We start from the raw sequence: 16694 nt of genomic DNA, 5'->3' as shown, positions 1-16694 counted from the left end.
TATAGTTCTCAAAATAAGATTTGAGATTGGCGCCGTTCGCCGTCATGGCCGGCCGTCTCGAATCCTGCTTTGGGGACGCCCGTGGAACTTGCCGAACTCGAAATCTTCCGCGCCGTGGCGCTGGCGCAAAGCGTGACGCGCGCGGCTCAGCATCTGGGACGCGTGCAGTCCAACGTGACGACGCGGCTGCGGCAGTTGGAAGAAGGCCTGGGCGTCGACCTGTTCCGGCGCGACAACAAGCGGATGACGTTGACGCCCCAAGGCCAGCGCATGCTGGACTACGCCGAGCGTCTCCTGGCCTTGGCCGAGGAAGCCCGCCAGGCGGTGCTGGGCGCAACGCCCAGCGGGCGGCTGCGCCTGGGATCGATGGAAGCGGCCGCCGCGAGCCGGCTGCCGGAACCCCTGGCGCGCTTCCGCGCCGATTGGCCGCAAGTCGCCGTCGAAATCCAGACCGGAACCACGCAGGCGCTGGCCCAGGCCGTGGCCGAGTGCCGCCTGGACGCCGCCATCGTGGCCCATCCCGCCGCCGGGCGTCCGGAGGATGCCGATATGCGCGAGCTGGGCGAGGGCCTGGAAGGCCGCTATCTCTTCACCGAGGAACTGATGTTGGTGACGCCGCCGGGGCACCCCCGGCCGCGCACGGCCGCCGATCTGCAAGTGCGCAGCCTTGCCGCGTTCGCGCATGGCTGCACCTATCGGAAGTGCGTCCTGCAATGGCTGGCGGAGCAGGGCGGGGACCCCGGCCAGTGGACGCTGCTCGACCTGAACTCCTACGACGCCATCCTCGCCTGCGTGATGGCCGGCGCGGCCGTCGCGGTGCTGCCGAGGTCCATGATCGACATGCGGCGCGTGCCGACCGGGGCGGGGTTGGTGCCGCTGCGGCCGGTCCATAGCTACCTGATACGCCGCGCGGGTTTCGACACCGCCGCGTTGAGCGAGTTCGCCAGGCTGCTGGCCGCTTGAGGTTTCCCGGCCCATTCACTTTCCGGCCCACTCACTTCCCGGTCCATTCATACCGCCGCTTCCCCCGCATCAAGGAAATCGCCATGTCCCTGCCATCGCCCCGCACCTCGCCCTCGGCCGCCGCGCCTTCCTCGTCGGCGCAATCGTCTCAGACTTCCGCGCCGGCCGCCGGCGTTTCCCTGTCCGCCCGCCTGGGCCTGGCCGCGCCCATCGTCCAGGCGCCGATGGCGGGCACCAGTACGCCGGCGCTGGCCGCGGCGGTGAGCAATGCCGGCGGCCTGGGTTTCCTGGGCCTGGGCGCGATGAACGCGGAGGCGGCGCGGACCGCCATCGCGCAAACCCGCGCGTTGACGACTCGCCCCTTCGGCGTCAACGTGTTTTGCCATGCGCCGGCCCAGGCCGACGCGGACGCGGAGGCGGCGTGGCTGCACTATCTGGCGCCGGAGTTCGAGCGCCATGGCGCCAAGCCGCCCGCGGCCTTGAAGGAGATCTACACCAGCTACCTGGTGGACGAGGACATGCAGGCCTTGCTGCTGCGGGAAAAGCCCGCCGTGGTGAGCTTTCATTTCGGCCTGCCCGCCGCCGGCCATATCGAGGCGCTGCGCGCCGCCGGCATTTTCCTGATGGCCACGGCCACCAGCCTGGACGAGGCGCGCCGGATCGAAGCCGCCGGCATCGACGCGATCGTGGCGCAGGGGATCGAAGCGGGCGGCCACCGCGGCTTTTTCGATCCGCGGGCGCACGACGACAAGCTGGGCACGCTGGCCCTGGTGCGCCTGCTGGTCGCGCGCACGCGGCTGCCGGTGGTGGCCGCCGGCGGCATCATGGATGGGGCGGGCATTACCGCCGTGATGGCGCTCGGCGCCCAACTGGCGCAGCTCGGCACGGTTTTCGTGACGTGCCCGGAATCCGCCGCCGACGCGGCCTACCGCCAGAACCTGCTGGGCCACGAGCAGGTGAGCACCGCGCACACGCGGGCGATTTCAGGCCGGCAGGCGCGCGGCGTCCGCAACCGGCTGGTGGCGCTGGGCGAGGCCGCCGGCGCGCCGCCGGCGCCGGACTATCCCATCGCCTATGACGCGGGCAAGGCCCTGCACGCGGCAGCCAAGGCGCAGGGCGACAACGCCTATGCCGCGCATTGGGCGGGCCAGGCCGCCTCCCTGGCGCGCGCGCTGCCCGCCGCGGAGCTGGTGGCGGCATTGGAGGCGGAACGCCGGGCCGCTATCGCGGCGTTGGCTGGCATTTGAGCAACCGGGGCAGGGAATAAGGCTGGACGTAAAAAAATGCCCCCACGCCGCGCGGCTATCGCCGCTTGCTGCCCCCCGAGGAGGCGTTTCTGCCTTGGGACGGCCCGGCGGCAAGAAGCAACGCCTATCGAAGACACCGCGGAGCCGGGTCCCCCGGTCCGCCGGTGTCGCCCCCTTTGAGGGGGCCGCGCGCAGCGCGGTAGGGGGTGGGCCCATCCTTCCGGTCCGCCAACGCCGCCCCCTTGAGGGGGCCCGCGAAGCGGGTAGGGGGTGGGCCTCCCTTGGCGGCCCGGCGGTAAAAAAATCTTTGTTTCGTCCGTTTACAGACCTAAAGACCTTCGGGCAACGGACGTAAAGGAGGAGGTAAGGAAGAAAGCGGTGCGCTAACACTCGATTTCTTGGGACGACCGGCAACCCCGGACGTCCGGGTTCCATCCCACGGCCCGCGCGTGCCGTGTCCCTGGAGGACGCGACGCCAGGGCCGTACCTCGTTGTATCGGCAGCAATCAAGAGTAGGACAAGAAATCGTCATGTTGAAGAATATGAAAATCGGCGCCCGTCTGGCGCTTGGGTTCGGCCTGGTGCTGGCCTTGGCCATCCTTATCGCCGCCATCGGCCTGTGGCGCCTTAGCGGGGTGGCCGATGCCACCCGCGCGATGATGGAGCTGCCGCTGGCCAAGGAGCGCATGACCAACGACTGGGCCAATTTCGTGCTGGTCGGCATCACCCGCACCTCCGCCATCGCCAAGAGCACCGATCCCTCCCTCTCGTCCTTCTTCGCCCGCGACGCGTCGGAAGGCACGCGTATTTCGCTGGAGATCATGAAGAAGCTGGAGCCGCTGATCCAGGCCGAGGACGAGAAGGCGGTCTACCAGAAGATCATGGAGGTGCGCGTCGGCTACGTGAACGCGCGCGACGCGATCATGAAGCTCAAGGGGGAAGGCAAGGCGGAGGAAGCCAGCCAGATCTTCCAATCCACCTTCCTGCCCGCCTCGGTCGGCTACAGCAAGCTGTTGGCCGAGTTCGTCGGCGTGCAGCGCAAGCGCCTGGACCAGGACGCGGCCCACATCCAGCAGATCGCCGGGGAGAGCCGCCATCAACTGATCGTGCTCGCCATCCTGGTGCTGGCGTTCGGGGCGGTATGCGCCTGGCTGCTGACGCGCGGCATCACGCGGCCGCTGGCGTCGGCCGTGGACGCGGCCCGGCGCGTGGCCGAGGGCGACCTGAGCAGCGAGATCGTTATCCATGGCCGCGACGAGACCGGCCAGTTGCTGCTGGCCTTGCAGGCCATGAACGGCAATCTGCGCGACATCGTCGGCCAGGTCCGCGGCGGCACTGATTCCATCGCCACCGCGGCGCGGGAAATCGCCGCCGGCAACCTGGACCTGTCCTCGCGCACCGAGGAACAGGCCAGCTCGCTGAGCGAGACCGCCGCCACCATGGAACAGATGACCGTCACGGTCAAGCAGAACGCGGACAACGCGCGCCAGGCCAACCAATTGGCGATGTCGGCCTCGGAAGTGGCCAGCCGCGGCGGCGCCGTCGTGTCGCAGGTGGTCGGCACCATGACCTCGATCAACGAGTCGTCGCGCCGTATCGTGGACATCATCGGCGTGATCGACGGCATCGCGTTCCAGACCAACATCCTGGCGCTGAACGCGGCGGTCGAAGCCGCCCGCGCCGGCGAGCAGGGCCGCGGCTTCGCCGTGGTCGCCAGCGAAGTGCGCAGCCTGGCGCAGCGCTCGGCCACCGCCGCCAAGGACATCAAGCAGTTGATCAGCGACTCGGTGGTCAAGGTCGACAGCGGTTCGCAACTGGTCAGCCAGGCCGGCGCCACCATGGACGAGATCGTCGAGAGCGTGAAGCGCGTGACCGACATCATGGGCGAGATCAGCGCGGCGACGCACGAGCAGACGGGCAGCATCGAGCAGATCAACCTGGCCATCGCGCAGATGGAGCAGGTGACGCAGCAGAACGCCGCCCTGGTGGAAGAGGCCGCCGCCGCCTCGGGCGCCATGCAGGACCAGACCGCGACGCTCGCGCAACTGGTCAGCGTGTTCCGCATCACGCAGGACGCCGCCGCGAAGCGCGTTCCGCGCCTGGCGGGCGCCGTGCAGGAGATCGAGGAATTCGCCGCCATGCCCGCTTGATGGTGGACGGTGCGCGAGCACGATAAGGCCGCGATGGCGGCCGATCCGGCGCGGCGCCTGGATCCGGACGCGAATCCGGACCGGGGAGAGGGGCCGCCGGGCGCCGGCGGCGATGCGCCGGCCGGCGCGCGCCGGCACGATGACGATGCCTTGCGCGCGCGGATCGAGCATTTGCAATGCCGCTTCGATCTCATCATCCAGGCGACCAGCGACGCATTGTGGGACTTGGAGCTCGGCGACCGCGACGTCAGCGATCCCGAATGTCCCTGCTGGTTCTCGGACCAGTTCCGCCGCCTGCTCGGCTACGCCACGCGCGAGGAGCTGCCGGATCTGTTGGGTAGCTGGTCCTCGCGCCTGCACCCCGACGACCGGGCGCGCACCTTGAGCGCCTTCGCCGCCCATATCGACGACCGCGGCGGCCTGACGCCTTACGACCTGACATACCGGCTGCGCCGCCGCGACGGCGGCTACCGCTGGATACGCGCGCTCGGCCGCACGCAGCGCGCGCCCGACGGCAAGGCGCTGCGCGTGGCCGGCGCGATGACCGATATCACGGACAGCATGGTCCTGCTGGACCTCAAGCGCTATGCGGAGGACATCGCGACCCGCTACCGCGACCAGGCCTCGCTGCTGGACAAGACCACCGACGCGGTGATCGTGCGGGGGTTGGACGGCCGCATCCAGTTCTGGAACAAGAGCGCCGAACGCATGTATGGCTGGTCCGCGGAAGAGGCAACCGGACGCCTGGCGGCGGAGCTGCTCTATGCCGACCGGATCGTGCTGGAAGATATCAATGGCCATATCCTGGCGCGGGGCGAATGGCGGGGAGAGATCCGCCACCGCCGCAAGGACGGCACGACCTTCCCGGTGGAAGTGCATGGGACGCTGGTGCTGGACGAGGCCGGCGAGCCCAAGTCCATCATGGTCATCAACACCGACATCACCCAGCGCAAGGCGGCCGAGCAGAAGATCCGCCTGCTGGCCATGTACGACTCGCTCACCGGCCTGCCCAACCGCACCCTGTGCATGGAAAGCCTGGGGCGCGCCTTGCTGGAAGCCCGCGTGAACGACGGCATGCTGGCGGTGCTGTTCATGGACCTGAACCGCTTCAAGGAAATCAACGATACGCGCGGCCATGGCGTGGGCGACCAGGTGCTGGTGCAGGTGACGCGCCGTTTCCAGGCGGTGCTGGGCGCGGGCGAGACCCTGTCCCGCCTGGCCGGCGACGAGTTCATCGTCGCCACGCCCGTGCTGGACCGCGCCACGGCCGTCGACGTGGCGGAGCGCCTGCAAGGCGCGCTGACGGAGCCGGTGGCGGCGGCCGACCACACCTTCTTCATCCGGGTCAGCATAGGCATCGCCGTGTATCCGATGGACGGCGCCAGCATCGACGACCTGCTCGGGCGCGCGGACATCGCCATGTACCGGGCCAAGCGCGGCGGAGGCGGGCACGTCTTCTACCGGCCGGAGATGAGCGACGGCTTGGCCGAGCGCATGGAACTGGCCAAGGACCTGGCGCGGGCGCTGAACAACGACGAGTTGCAGCTCTACTACCAGCCCAAGATCGACCTGGAGAGCGGCGCGATGGTGGGGGCGGAGGCGCTGCTGCGCTGGTACGACGCGCGCCGCGGCTGGGTCAGCCCCGTCGATTTCATTCCCGTCGCCGAAGCCCGCGGCATGATGGCGCCCCTGGGGCGCTGGGTGCTGCGCGAAGCCTGTCGCCAGATGAAGGCGTGGCAGGGGCAGGGGCTGCATTTTCCCGGCCGGCTGGCGATCAACCTGGCCGCGCAGGAGCTGGACGACGGCACGCTGGCCGGCAATATCGTCGATATCGTGCGGGCGGCGGACCTGACACCGTCCCTGTTCGAGCTGGAGTTGACCGAGAGCGGCCTGATGGGCAACGTCGAGCGCGCCATCGTGGTCATGGCGGCGCTGAAAACGGCCGGCTTCGCGCTGTCCATCGACGACTTCGGCACCGGGTATTCGTCCTTGGCCTATCTGAAGCGCCTGCCGGTGGACAAGCTGAAGATCGACATTTCCTTCGTGCGCGACATGCTCAACGACCGCCACGACCGCACCATCGTCACCACCATCCTGGGCATGGCGCACAACCTGGGCCTGAGCGCCATCGCGGAAGGCGTGGAGCGGGCCGAGCAGGCGGAGGCGCTGCGCGCCATGGGCTGCGACGAGGCACAAGGCTATTACTATGGCCGGCCGCAGCCGCCCGCGGTGTTCGCCCGCACCTGGCTGGCCGCGCGGGCCGGATCCTCGCGATAGCCACGGCTAGAACAAGCCCAATTGCCCGTCCGTGAGTTGCGAAAAATCGTCGCCGACAAAGGCGAGGATGGCGTCCGCGACCGGTTGCAACTGCTTCTCGACATAGTGTTCGTAGTCGATGCCGGCCTGGCGGTTCTCCATCGGCTCGGGGCCGGCCAGCGTCATCACATAGCTGATCCAGCCGCCGTTCTGGTATTGCAGGGGCCGCTGCTGGCGCTGGTTGTATTCGTCGGCGCTACGCGCCGCGCGGACATGGGGCGGCACGTTGCGTTCGTAGTGGTCGAGACGGCGGCGCAGGCGCTTGCGGTAGACCAGCAGCTCGTCCAGTTCGCCGGCGCGGGTGCGGCGCACGAAGTCGCGGATGTAGTCGCGGTAGGGCTCGCGCCGGAAGACGCGCAGGTACAGGTCCTGCTGGAATTGGCGGGCCAGCGGCGACCAGTCGGTGCGCACCGATTCCAGCCCCTTGAACACCACTTCCTCGCTGCCGTCGGCGCGCCGGATCAGGCCCGCATAGCGCTTCTTGCTGCCTTCCTCGGCGCCGCGCACCGTGGGCATGAGGAAGCGCTGGAAATGGTTTTCGTATTGCAGCTCCAGCGCGCTTTGCAGGCCGTATTCCTGTTCCAGGTGCCGGCGCCACCATTGGTTGATGCCGGCCATCAGTTCGCGGCCGATGCGCGCGGCGTCCTCCTCGGCGCGCGCGCGGCCCAGCCAGACGAAGGTGGAATCGGTATCGCCGTAGATCACGGTATGGCCTTGCGCCTCGATCAGCTCGCGCGTGCGCTGCATGATCTGGTGGCCGCGCAGCGTGATGGACGACGCCAGCCGCGCGTCGAAGAAACGGCAGCCCGGCGAGCCGAGCACGCCGTATAGCGAGTTCATGATGATCTTCAAGGCCTGGGACAGCGGCTTGTTGCCCGCGCGCTTGGCGGCCTCGCGGCCCTCCCAGATGCGCGCCACGATGGCCGGCAGGCTGTGCCGCGTGCGCGAGAAGCGCGCGCCCGCGAACCCCGCGACGGAGTCGGCGTCGCCGGGCCGGCGCAAGCCTTCCACGAGACCCACGGGGTCGATCAGGAAGCTGCGGATGATGGAGGGATACAGGCTCTTGTAGTCCAGCACCAGCACCGATTCGTACAGCCCGGGACGCGAGTCCATGACGAAGCCGCCCGGGCTGGCGCGCGGCGGCTGCGCGCCCAGGCGCGGCGCCACGAAGCCGCCGCGGTGCATCAGGGGCAGATAGAGATGCTCGAACGCCGCGACCGAGCCGCCGCTGCGGTCGGCGGCCAGGCCGGTGACGGTGGCGCGTTCCAGCAGGAAGGACAGCAGCTCCGTCTTCTCGAAAATGCGGGTGACCAGTTCGCAGTCCTGCAGGTTGTAGCGCGCCAGGGCGGGCTTGTCCTGCGCGAACATGCGGTTGATCTCGTCCATGCGCTGGTAGGGATCGTCGATGGCCTTGCCGGCGCCCAGCAGGGTCTGCGCCACGTGCTCCAGGCTGAAGGAGGCGAAGCTCCAGGTGGCCGAGCGCAGGGCCTCGATGCCGTCGATGATCAGCCGGCCGGCCGCCGCCGCGAAATAATGCTGGGGCCGCGCGCCATGCTCGCGCCATTCCATCGGCGCGCCGCCGCGGCCCAGCCGCAGGGGCACGCCCAGGCGCTGGGCGTGTTCATGCAGGATGCGCAGGTCGAACTGCACCAGGTTCCAGCCGATCACGGCGTCGGGATCGTGGCGCGCCAGCCAGTCGTTGAGCCGGCGCAGCAGGGCGCCGCGATCCGTACAGTATTCGAGATCGAAGTCCTGCCCATCGGCGCCGGCGACCCGTTCCGTGCCCGCCGTCTGTCCCAGCATATAGACCTGGCGTTGCCCGCAGCCTTGCAGGCCGATGCAATACAGGTTGCCGCGCTGGTCCGTTTCGATGTCCAGCGAGGCCAGGCGCAGCGCGGGGCGATAGTCCGCGTCGGGCTTCAGGGTGGCGTCGAGCAATACGCCGTCCGGACCGGGCTGGCCGCTGAAACGCACCGGCGCGGTGATGAAGCGTTCCATGAGGTAGCGTTCGGGCGGGCGGATGTCGGCTTCGTAGACGTCCACGCCGGCTTCGGCCAGGCGTTTCTCCAGGCGGGCCATCTGGCGCTGCTGCCTGCAATACAGGCCCAGGACGGGACGGTGCTGGAAATCCTGGAGCGCGAGCGGACGCAGCTCGCCGTCCGTTTCGCCGCGCAGGGCGGCTTCGGCCTGCGCGCGCTGGTCGGCCGGGACGAAGGCCACCGAGGGCTGCGCCGGCACCCGCACGCGCCACGGGCCGTCGTCGGTGGCCAGCCAGAATTCGACCTCCACGCCCGCCGGCGTATCGCGCCAGTGGCGGGTCAGCAGGAAGCCCTGGCGGGTTTCGGCGGCGTCGGCGTGGCCCGGGCCGGCGGGCGTGGCCGGGAGGGGCGAATCTGAGGGCATGGCCGGGGCGGATATACTGTTCATGGATACAGTATTTTGCCATGAGCCCGTCAGATCCTCTTTCTATCCCGGTTTCTATCCCGGCTTCCGCCCCGGTTTCCGCCACGGGCGCCTTCGCCACGCCGGCGCGGGCGCCGGCCGCGTCCGTGGACGTCCGCCTGTTGCAAGGTCGCGTGACCGATGACCATGCGCTCGAAGGCGGCGCGGGCGAGCCGGAGGCGGAGCGCGGGACCGCCATCGCCGAAGCGGCTGCCCGCCTGGTTCGTCCGCTGGACGAGGAGGGGCCGGATCCGCACTACTACCTGCGCAACTTCACTTTCGCCCTGGCCTGGATCGCCGAACGCTATGGCGACCTGCTGGACGAGGCGGAGCGCGCCTTCCTCGACGACTATGCGGGCCTGCCGAGGCCCGCGCAGGCGCTGCTGGTGCGGATGCTGATGCGCAAGGGACCGTTTTTCCGGGGCGATACGCTGCGCTACGCCGAGATCGGCGACCCGCGGGCCGCCGCCGCGCCGTTGTTGGCGCGCGGGTGGCTGGATGCGAACCCCGTGCTGACGCTCGATGCCTTGTTCGGCGTCCTGCGCCAGGCGGAACTGGCGCGCCTGTTCGCCGGGGCGGCGCCGGGCAGGCTGTCCAAGGCAGGGCTGCTGGCGTATCTGCGCGGACAGGCGGGTTATGAGGAGGCGAGACGCTGGCGGCAATGGCGGGGCGATGAGGACGATGCGGCCGCTACAACCGCTGTAACCGCTGCCCGGGACGACGACGGTACGGTCAGCCCGGTCCACGCCGCCGGCGCGGCCCTCGCCGTGGACGATCTCGACGTCGTGGAGGTTCGCATCGCGCCGCTGGCCGAGCGCTTGCGCCTGATGTTCTTCGGCAACCTGCGCCAGGACTGGTCGGAGTTCGTGCTCGCCGATCTCGGCATCTTCCAATACGAACGCGTGGCCTTTCCGGTGGAGGCGCGCGCCTTCCAGCACCGGTCGGACATCGATACCTACCTGCGCCTGCAACGCCTGCGCGAGCGTTTCGAGGAGGGCGCGCTGTCCGGCGGCGGCGCGACATCTCCGGCAGACGATGCCGCGCAAGCCGCCGGCGACGCCGCCAGGAACGCCGTCGATACGGATTGGCGCGACATTCTCCAGGCCCTGCTTGCCGAGTCGCCGGCGCATCCGTGGCTGGGCCGGCGCCGCGACAAGCTTTTGTTCACGCTGGGACGGGCGCGCGAGCGGCGGCGGGATTGGGAGGGGGCGCTCGCCTGCTACCGGCCATGCGGATATCCGGGCGCCCGTCACCGTGTCTTGCGCGTGCTGGAGCAGCGCGGCGCCGACGGCGAAGCCCTGGCCCTGGCCGAAGCCGCCTTGGCCGCGCCTGAAAGCGAGACCGAAGTCCAGTTGTTGCAGCGCTTGATTCCCCGTCTGCGCCGTCGTCTCGGCCAGCAGCCGGCGGCGCCGCGCCGGCGCGCGGCGGTGACGACGCTGGACCTGTGCCTGCCGCGTCCACGCGACGGCCTGCCGGTGGAGCTGGCGGCCCGCGACCACCTGACCTGCGCCGATGGGCCTGTCCATTACGTCGAGAACACGCTGGTCAATGCCTTGTTCGGCCTGTTGTGCTGGCCGGCCATCTTCCAGCCGGTGGCGGGCGCGTTCTTTCATCCCTTCCAGCGCGGGCCCGCCGATCTCCACGATCCGGGATTCGCGCAGGCCCGCCGCGCGGCTTTCGACGCCTGCCTGGCCAGATTGGACGACGGCAGCCATGCCGACGCCATCCGCGCAAACTGGCGCGGCAAGGCCGGCCTGATCTCGCCCTTCGTGGCGTGGGGCGCGCTGAACGAGGAATTGCTGGACCTGGCCTTGCATTGCCTCCCGGCCGTTCATCTCAAGCTTTGGTTCACGCGCATCCTGGCGGACATCAAGACCAATGCCAGCGGCCTGCCCGACCTGGTGCGCTTCTGGCCGGCCGAACGGCGCTATGAGCTGATCGAGGTGAAAGGGCCGGGAGACCGCCTCCAGGACAACCAGTTGCGCTGGATCGCGTACAACCAGGCCCACGGCATTCCCGTGCAGGTATGCCGCGTCGCGTGGCGGGAGTCCGCGCCGTGAGCTACGTCATCGCGGTTCGCGCCCTGTGCGAATTCACGGCTCGCCGCGGCGACCTGGACACGCGCTTCACGCCCGCCCCGTCCGGGCAGGAGGGCATCGCCGGCCACCAGGCCGTGGTCGCCGGCCGTCCCGCCGGCTACGAGGCGGAGATCGCGCTGGAAGGCGTGTACGGCGTTGCCGATGCGGGCGACGCGGGCGGCGGCCCGAATGAGAAGCACCCGGCGGATTCCCAAATCCTGCTGCGCGTGCGCGGCCGGGCCGACGGCTACGATCCGGTGAGGCATCGGCTGGAGGAAATCAAGACGCGGCGGGGTTCCGCCGACCGGGTGCCGGACAACCAGCGCGCCGTGCACTGGGCGCAGGCCATGGTCTATGGGCATCTCCTTTGCCGGGCGCGCAGCTTTGACGACATCGAGATCGCGCTGGTGTACTTCGACCTGGGCAGCCAGGAAGAAACCGTATTGACCCGCGCCTGTACCGCCGTCGAACTGGCCGCCTTCTTCGCGGACCAATGCGAGCGCTTCCTGGCGTGGGGCCGGCAGGAGGCGGTGCATCGCGCGGCCCGCGACGACGCGTTGCGCGCCATGCCGTTTCCGCAAGCCGCGTTCAGGCCCGGCCAGCGCGAACTGGCCGCCGCCATCTATCGCGTCGCGCGCGACGGCCGGCCGCTGCTGGCGCAGGCGCCCACCGGCATCGGCAAGACCCTGGGCAGCCTGTTTCCCATGCTCAAGGCCATGCCCGCCGCGCCGCTGGACCGCGTCTTCTTCCTTTGCGCCAAGACAGCCGGCCGCCAGGCGGCGCTGGACGCGGTAGGGCGGGTGCGCGCCGCGGCGCCGCTGCTGCCGCTGCGCACGCTGGAGCTCGCCGCCCGCGAGCAATCCTGCGTCTATCCCGGACGCAATTGCGACGGCGAGGACTGCCCGCTGGCGCGCGGCTTCTACGATCGCCTGCCGGCCGCGCGCGCGGCCGCCGCCGCCGAGCCGGTATTGGACCGGCCGGCGCTGGGCGCCATCGCCGCCGCCCACGGCATCTGCCCGTACTACCTGGGCCAGGAAATGGCGCGCTGGTGCGACGTGGTCATCGGCGACTACAACTACTACTACGACTACAACGCCTTGCTGCACGGGCTGACGCTCGGCGCGCAGTGGCGCGTGGGCGTGCTGGTGGACGAGGCGCACAACCTCGTCGAGCGGGCGCGCGGCATGTACAGCGGACAATTGCCGGCGGCGCGGCTGGCGTTGGCGCGGCGCGCGGCGCCGAAGGCCTTGCGCAAGCCGCTGGACGCGCTGCGCCGCGCGTGGCGGGCCAGCCTGCGCGACCGCGCCGGCGAGGGCTACCGCGTCTACGAAGCCTTGCCGGCCGCGTTGACGACGGCGCTGCAGCGCGCCGCCTCCGCGCTCGCGGATCACTTCGCCGAGCCGGCGCCCGCGATCGAGGACGATCTGCTGGCTTTCTACTTCGACCTGCTGCGTTTCCTGCGTCTCGCGGAAGACCATGGCCCGCACGCGATCTTCGATGCCATGCCTGCGGGGCGCGGTCCGGGCGAAACGCCCATGGAAGCCACCCCGCGGCCGGACGAACGACCCCCGCGAGGGCGGGCAGAGTCCCTGGACACGCTTTCCGTGCGCAACGTCATCCCCGCGCCTTACCTTGCCCCGCGTTTCGCCGCCGCGCACGCCACGGTGCTGTTCTCGGCGACGCTGGGACCCGCGCATTTCTATCGCGACACGCTGGGGCTGCCGGCCGATTGTCCCTGGGTGGACGTGCCGGGGCCGTTCCAGGCCGATCAACTGGAGATCCATCTGGTCGACCGCGTATCGACCCGCTATCGGGACCGCGAGGCGTCGATCGCGCCCATCGTCGCGCTGATGGCGCGCGCCTACGAGCGGCAGTCGGGCAACTACCTGTGTTTTTCCAGCAGCTTCGATTATCTGGCCCGGCTGGCGGACCGCCTCGCGCTCGCGTACCCGGACATCCCAGCATGGCGGCAGGCCTCGGGCATGGATCCCAAGGCGCGCGGCGAATTCCTCGCCCGCTTCGTCGCGGACGGGAAGGGCATAGGCTTCGCGGTGCTGGGCGGGGCGTTCGGCGAGGGCGTCGACCTGCCGGGCTCGCGCCTCATCGGCGCTTTCATCGTCACCCTGGGCCTGCCGCAGATGAATCCCGTCAACGAGGAAATGATGCGCCGCATGCAGGCGCGCTTCGGCCAGGGCTACGACTACACCTACCTCTATCCCGGCCTGCGCAAGGTCGTGCAGGCCGCTGGCCGGGTCATCCGCTCCGAGGCGGACCGCGGCAGCGTCTACCTGATCGACGACCGCTACCGCCGCAAGGAAGTCCGCCGCCTGCTACCGGCCTGGTGGGCCGTCTAGGTCACTGCCGGCCCGCATCCTGCCGGACGTCGCGCGCCAGCCGCAGTCCCGAAAACTGCCAGCGCGCCGCCGGCGGGAAGAAGTTGCGATAGGTGGGCCGCGTGTGCCCCTCCGGCGTCGCGACGCTGCCGCCGCGCAGCACCAGTTGCCCCACCATGAACTTGCCGTTGTATTCCGCGGCCGCGCCGCTCAGCGGCCGGAAGCCGGGATAGGGATCGTAGGACGAGCGGGTCCATTGCCACAGGTGGCGCGTGGCCTGGCTGAAATCCGGCAGCGACGACGCCGCTTCCCACTCGAACTCCGTCGGCAGCCGCGCGCCGGACCAGGCGGCATAGGCGGCCGCTTCATAGAGGCTCAGTTGCGCCACCGGCTCATTTGGATTCAGCGGTTGCAGTCCGCCCAGGCCGAAGACGTGGGCGCCTTTCAAACCCCGGGCCCGGAGGCGTTCTTCGCCTTCCGGCAGCCAGTAGGCCGGGGCCCGCCATTCCTGGGCGCGCACGGTGGCCCAGCCATCGGAGAGCCAGAACTCGGGACGCTCGTAGCCGCCGTCCGCGATAAAGCGGGCATATTCGCCGCAGGTCACCAGGCGATTGGCGATTTCATAGGGATGCACGTAGACGGCATGGCGCGGCCGTTCGTTGTCGAAGGCGAAGTCGGATGCGTCAGCGGGATGGCCGATCTCGACCATGCCGCCGGGATGGCGCAGCCATTGCAGCGGGATGGCCGCGGTCTCGGCGGCATGCGCCGCGCCGGTGGCGCGATATGCCGGCAGCAGCGGATTGCGCGAGAACGCATGCAGGATGTCCGTCAACAGCAGTTCCTGGTGCTGTTGTTCGTGGTGCAGGCCCAGCTCCAGCATGGGCGCCAACGCGGCCAGGGCATCCGCGTCGGCGGCGCCGAGGAGGGCGGCCATGGCCTCGTCCACGTGGCGGCGGTAGGCCAGCACCTGCGCCTGCGGCGGCCGGGTGAGCATGCCGCGCTCCGGCCGCGCATGGCGCGGTCCCAGGGCTTCATAGTAGGAATTGAACAGATAGGGAAAATGCGGATCGAACAGCGCGTAATCGGGATCGTGCTCGCGCAATACCAGGGTCTCGAAAAACCAGGTGGTGTGCGCCAGGTGCCATTTGGTGGGACTGGCGTCGGGCATGGATTGGACGCACTGGTCTTCGGCGGACAAGGGTTCGGCCAGGGCCAGGCTGTGCGCGCGCACCGTCTCATAGGCGGCGCGCAAGGCCTCGCTCGAGAACGGCGGCTGGGAACGGGACAAGGTCATCGGGGGCGAAAACTCCTGGAAATCGGTCCGTGCGGCCGGATACGGGCGCCGCGGCGCAGGGCGCGGCTTCCTCCGCAAGCCGCGCGCCCGCCGGGGTCAGGGCAGGGGCCGGGTGAAGTCGTCCGCCAACGCCGGCGCGTCCGCGAAGGCCGGCGTCAGCATGGGGATGTCCGTGGTCTCCGCGGCCTCGGCCATGTCGGCCCCGTCGCCGTCGTCCGCGATCAGGGCCTCCGTCTGCTCTTGCGCGACGCCGTCCGCCAGCAGATAGCTGCGGTCGGCGACGTCCGTCGGGAACTCCGGATTGCGCTCGGTGAAGAGAATACTGTAGCCCAGCGACTTCAGCGCCGTGATGGTGCGTCCCATGTTGCGGGCCGCCGGTCCCGGCAAGCCGTCGCAGATCTGGTCGAACAGCAGCAGGTTGGCGCCGCTGCGCAGCACGCGCGCCACCGCCAGCATCTGCTGCTCCGCTTCGTCCAGGTTCACGCCCGGCGCGGCGCGGCAGCGGCGCAGCGTGGGAAAGAGTTCGTAGATTTCCGTCAATGACAAACCGCCGCCCAGCACGCCTTCCAGCGGCAAGGGCAGCAGCAGGTTTTCTTCGCAGGTCAGGCCCGATACGACGTCCGGCCGCGCGGGGCAGGCGGCCACGCCGAGATGGCTGACGGCGTGCGCGTCCAGCCCGATCGATTCCACGCCATGGATCTGGATCGAACCTTCCCGCGTGGGATTGTGGCCCAGCACCGCGCGCAAGGTCGCGCTGAGTTCGGCGCCCTCGTGTCCGAGCAGGGCAACCGCTTCGCCGGTGGCCACGCGCAGCTTCACCCCGCGCAGGACGGGGGTCCGATTCTCGCTCGCCTGCAAACCGGTGATTTCCAGGGCGGGAAGCGTCATGGCGGCTCCTTTGTGGGCGGGCGACGGTGTTCTATTCTTTAGGCCGAAGGCGGTATCCAGGGGACATCCGTGCGGTGTATGCCTTTACAGCTTATGGGAAGTCCGCGCCCGCTACACGTAGGGATTTCGCGGGGTAATGCGTGGCGCGTTGGGCGCGCGCATCAGAGTGAAAGTGGCTGTGAGATGGGTATCAAAGAATTACCCTTCATGGGCATTAACTTCCAGGACATGAATCCTAGGGATTTTCCCGGTGTCGCATTAAGATGGGCCCCCGGCCGCACCGCGCCGGGGAGGTCCGCCGGCGGCCGCGTCGCGCGCGCCATGCGCCGAGCCCGCTGCCCGGACCTCACGCCATTCGTCATTCTTATGCCGTCGAGGACCTGACATGGGTAAGCACACCCGCAACGCCGAACATCCCATTTCCGAAATCTTCCTGGAACGCTGGTCGCCGCGCGCGTATACCGGCGAGGAGATTTCCGAAGCCGAATTGCTCACCATGCTCGAAGCCGCCCGCTGGGCCCCTTCGGCCTACAACCTCCAGCCCTGGCGCTTCATCTACGCGCGCAAGGGCACGGCGCATTGGGAGCGTTTGCTGGCGGTGCTCAACGAGTTCAACCAGAGCTGGGCGCGCAATGCGTCGGCGCTGATCGTGGTGCTGTCCGCCGAAACCGGCACGCCGCCGGGCAAGGACCAGCCGGTGCCCAATGCGTCGCACAGCTTCGACACCGGCGCGGCATGGGGCTTCCTGGCGCTGCAAGCCAGCCTGGAAGGCTGGCAGGCGCACGGCATGGCCGGCATCGATCGCGAGAAGGCGCGCGCCGACCTTGGGGTGCCGGCGGGCTACACGGTGGAGGCCGCCGTCGCCATCGGCAGGCCGGGCGACAAGCGCACGCTGCCCGAAGCCTTGCAGGCGCGCGAGGGATACACCGCGCGCCAGCCGCTGGCCAGCATCGCGGCGGAAGGGCGCTTCGACTTCTGAATCC

10 protein-coding genes are annotated in these 16694 nt (G+C 69.5%); 7 read left to right on the top strand and 3 right to left on the bottom strand.

The genetic code is table 11. The features are described 5' to 3' along the window. Positions 1–81 precede the first annotated feature (81 nt). The 4 genes from CAL29_RS15610 (at position 82) to CAL29_RS15595 (ending at position 6637) form a co-directional block, all read left to right on the top strand. Positions 82–963, top strand: a complete 882-nt coding sequence (locus CAL29_RS15610; protein ID WP_094854118.1) for a LysR substrate-binding domain-containing protein — start codon at positions 82–84, stop codon at positions 961–963. 83 nt (positions 964–1046) lie between these two features. Continuing rightward, positions 1047–2210, top strand: a complete 1164-nt coding sequence (locus CAL29_RS15605; protein WP_094853883.1) for an NAD(P)H-dependent flavin oxidoreductase — start codon at positions 1047–1049, stop codon at positions 2208–2210. 530 nt (positions 2211–2740) lie between these two features. Then, positions 2741–4360 (top strand): methyl-accepting chemotaxis protein, encoded by a 1620-nt coding sequence (locus tag CAL29_RS15600; protein WP_094853882.1) that lies wholly within the window; start codon positions 2741–2743, stop codon positions 4358–4360. A gap of 33 nt (positions 4361–4393) precedes the next feature. Beyond that, entirely contained in the window at positions 4394–6637 is a 2244-nt protein-coding gene (locus tag CAL29_RS15595) for a putative bifunctional diguanylate cyclase/phosphodiesterase (protein ID WP_143277677.1), read from the top strand. A gap of 6 nt (positions 6638–6643) precedes the next feature. Here the strand turns inward: CAL29_RS15595 and CAL29_RS15590 are convergent, their stop codons facing one another. Then, complete coding sequence (locus CAL29_RS15590) at positions 6644–9079, bottom strand: DNA polymerase II (protein ID WP_094853880.1); 2436 nt, start codon at positions 9077–9079, stop codon at positions 6644–6646. Positions 9080–9120: 41 nt separating this feature from the next. On the opposite strand from CAL29_RS15590, the gene CAL29_RS15585 reads away from it, so the two are divergent. Together CAL29_RS15585 and CAL29_RS15580 are read left to right on the top strand one after the other, a co-directional pair. Beyond that, positions 9121–11178, top strand: coding sequence for a VRR-NUC domain-containing protein (locus tag CAL29_RS15585; protein ID WP_179284050.1), 2058 nt, complete (start codon positions 9121–9123; stop codon positions 11176–11178). Next, entirely contained in the window at positions 11175–13550 is a 2376-nt protein-coding gene (locus CAL29_RS15580; RefSeq protein WP_094854116.1) for an ATP-dependent DNA helicase, read from the top strand. Before CAL29_RS15585 ends, CAL29_RS15580 begins: the two co-directional genes overlap by 4 nt. A 1-nt stretch (position 13551) precedes the next feature. Here the strand turns inward: CAL29_RS15580 and egtB are convergent, their stop codons facing one another. After that, entirely contained in the window at positions 13552–14823 is a 1272-nt protein-coding gene (gene egtB, locus CAL29_RS15575; RefSeq protein ID WP_094853879.1) for an ergothioneine biosynthesis protein EgtB, read from the bottom strand. A gap of 96 nt (positions 14824–14919) precedes the next feature. Then, the gene (locus CAL29_RS15570; RefSeq protein WP_094853878.1) at positions 14920–15711 is read right to left on the bottom strand and encodes an ATP-binding cassette domain-containing protein; all 792 of its coding nucleotides are present in this window, start codon (positions 15709–15711) and stop codon (positions 14920–14922) included. 385 nt (positions 15712–16096) lie between these two features. Between CAL29_RS15570 and CAL29_RS15565 the strand changes: the two genes are divergently transcribed. Beyond that, entirely contained in the window at positions 16097–16690 is a 594-nt protein-coding gene (locus CAL29_RS15565; protein WP_094853877.1) for a nitroreductase family protein, read from the top strand. The last annotated feature ends 4 nt before the right edge of the window (positions 16691–16694 follow it).

The organism is Bordetella genomosp. 10 (assembly GCF_002261225.1).
GTDB lineage: Bacteria > Pseudomonadota > Gammaproteobacteria > Burkholderiales > Burkholderiaceae_B > Bordetella_C.
This window is presented reverse-complemented; position numbering and strand designations above follow the sequence as displayed.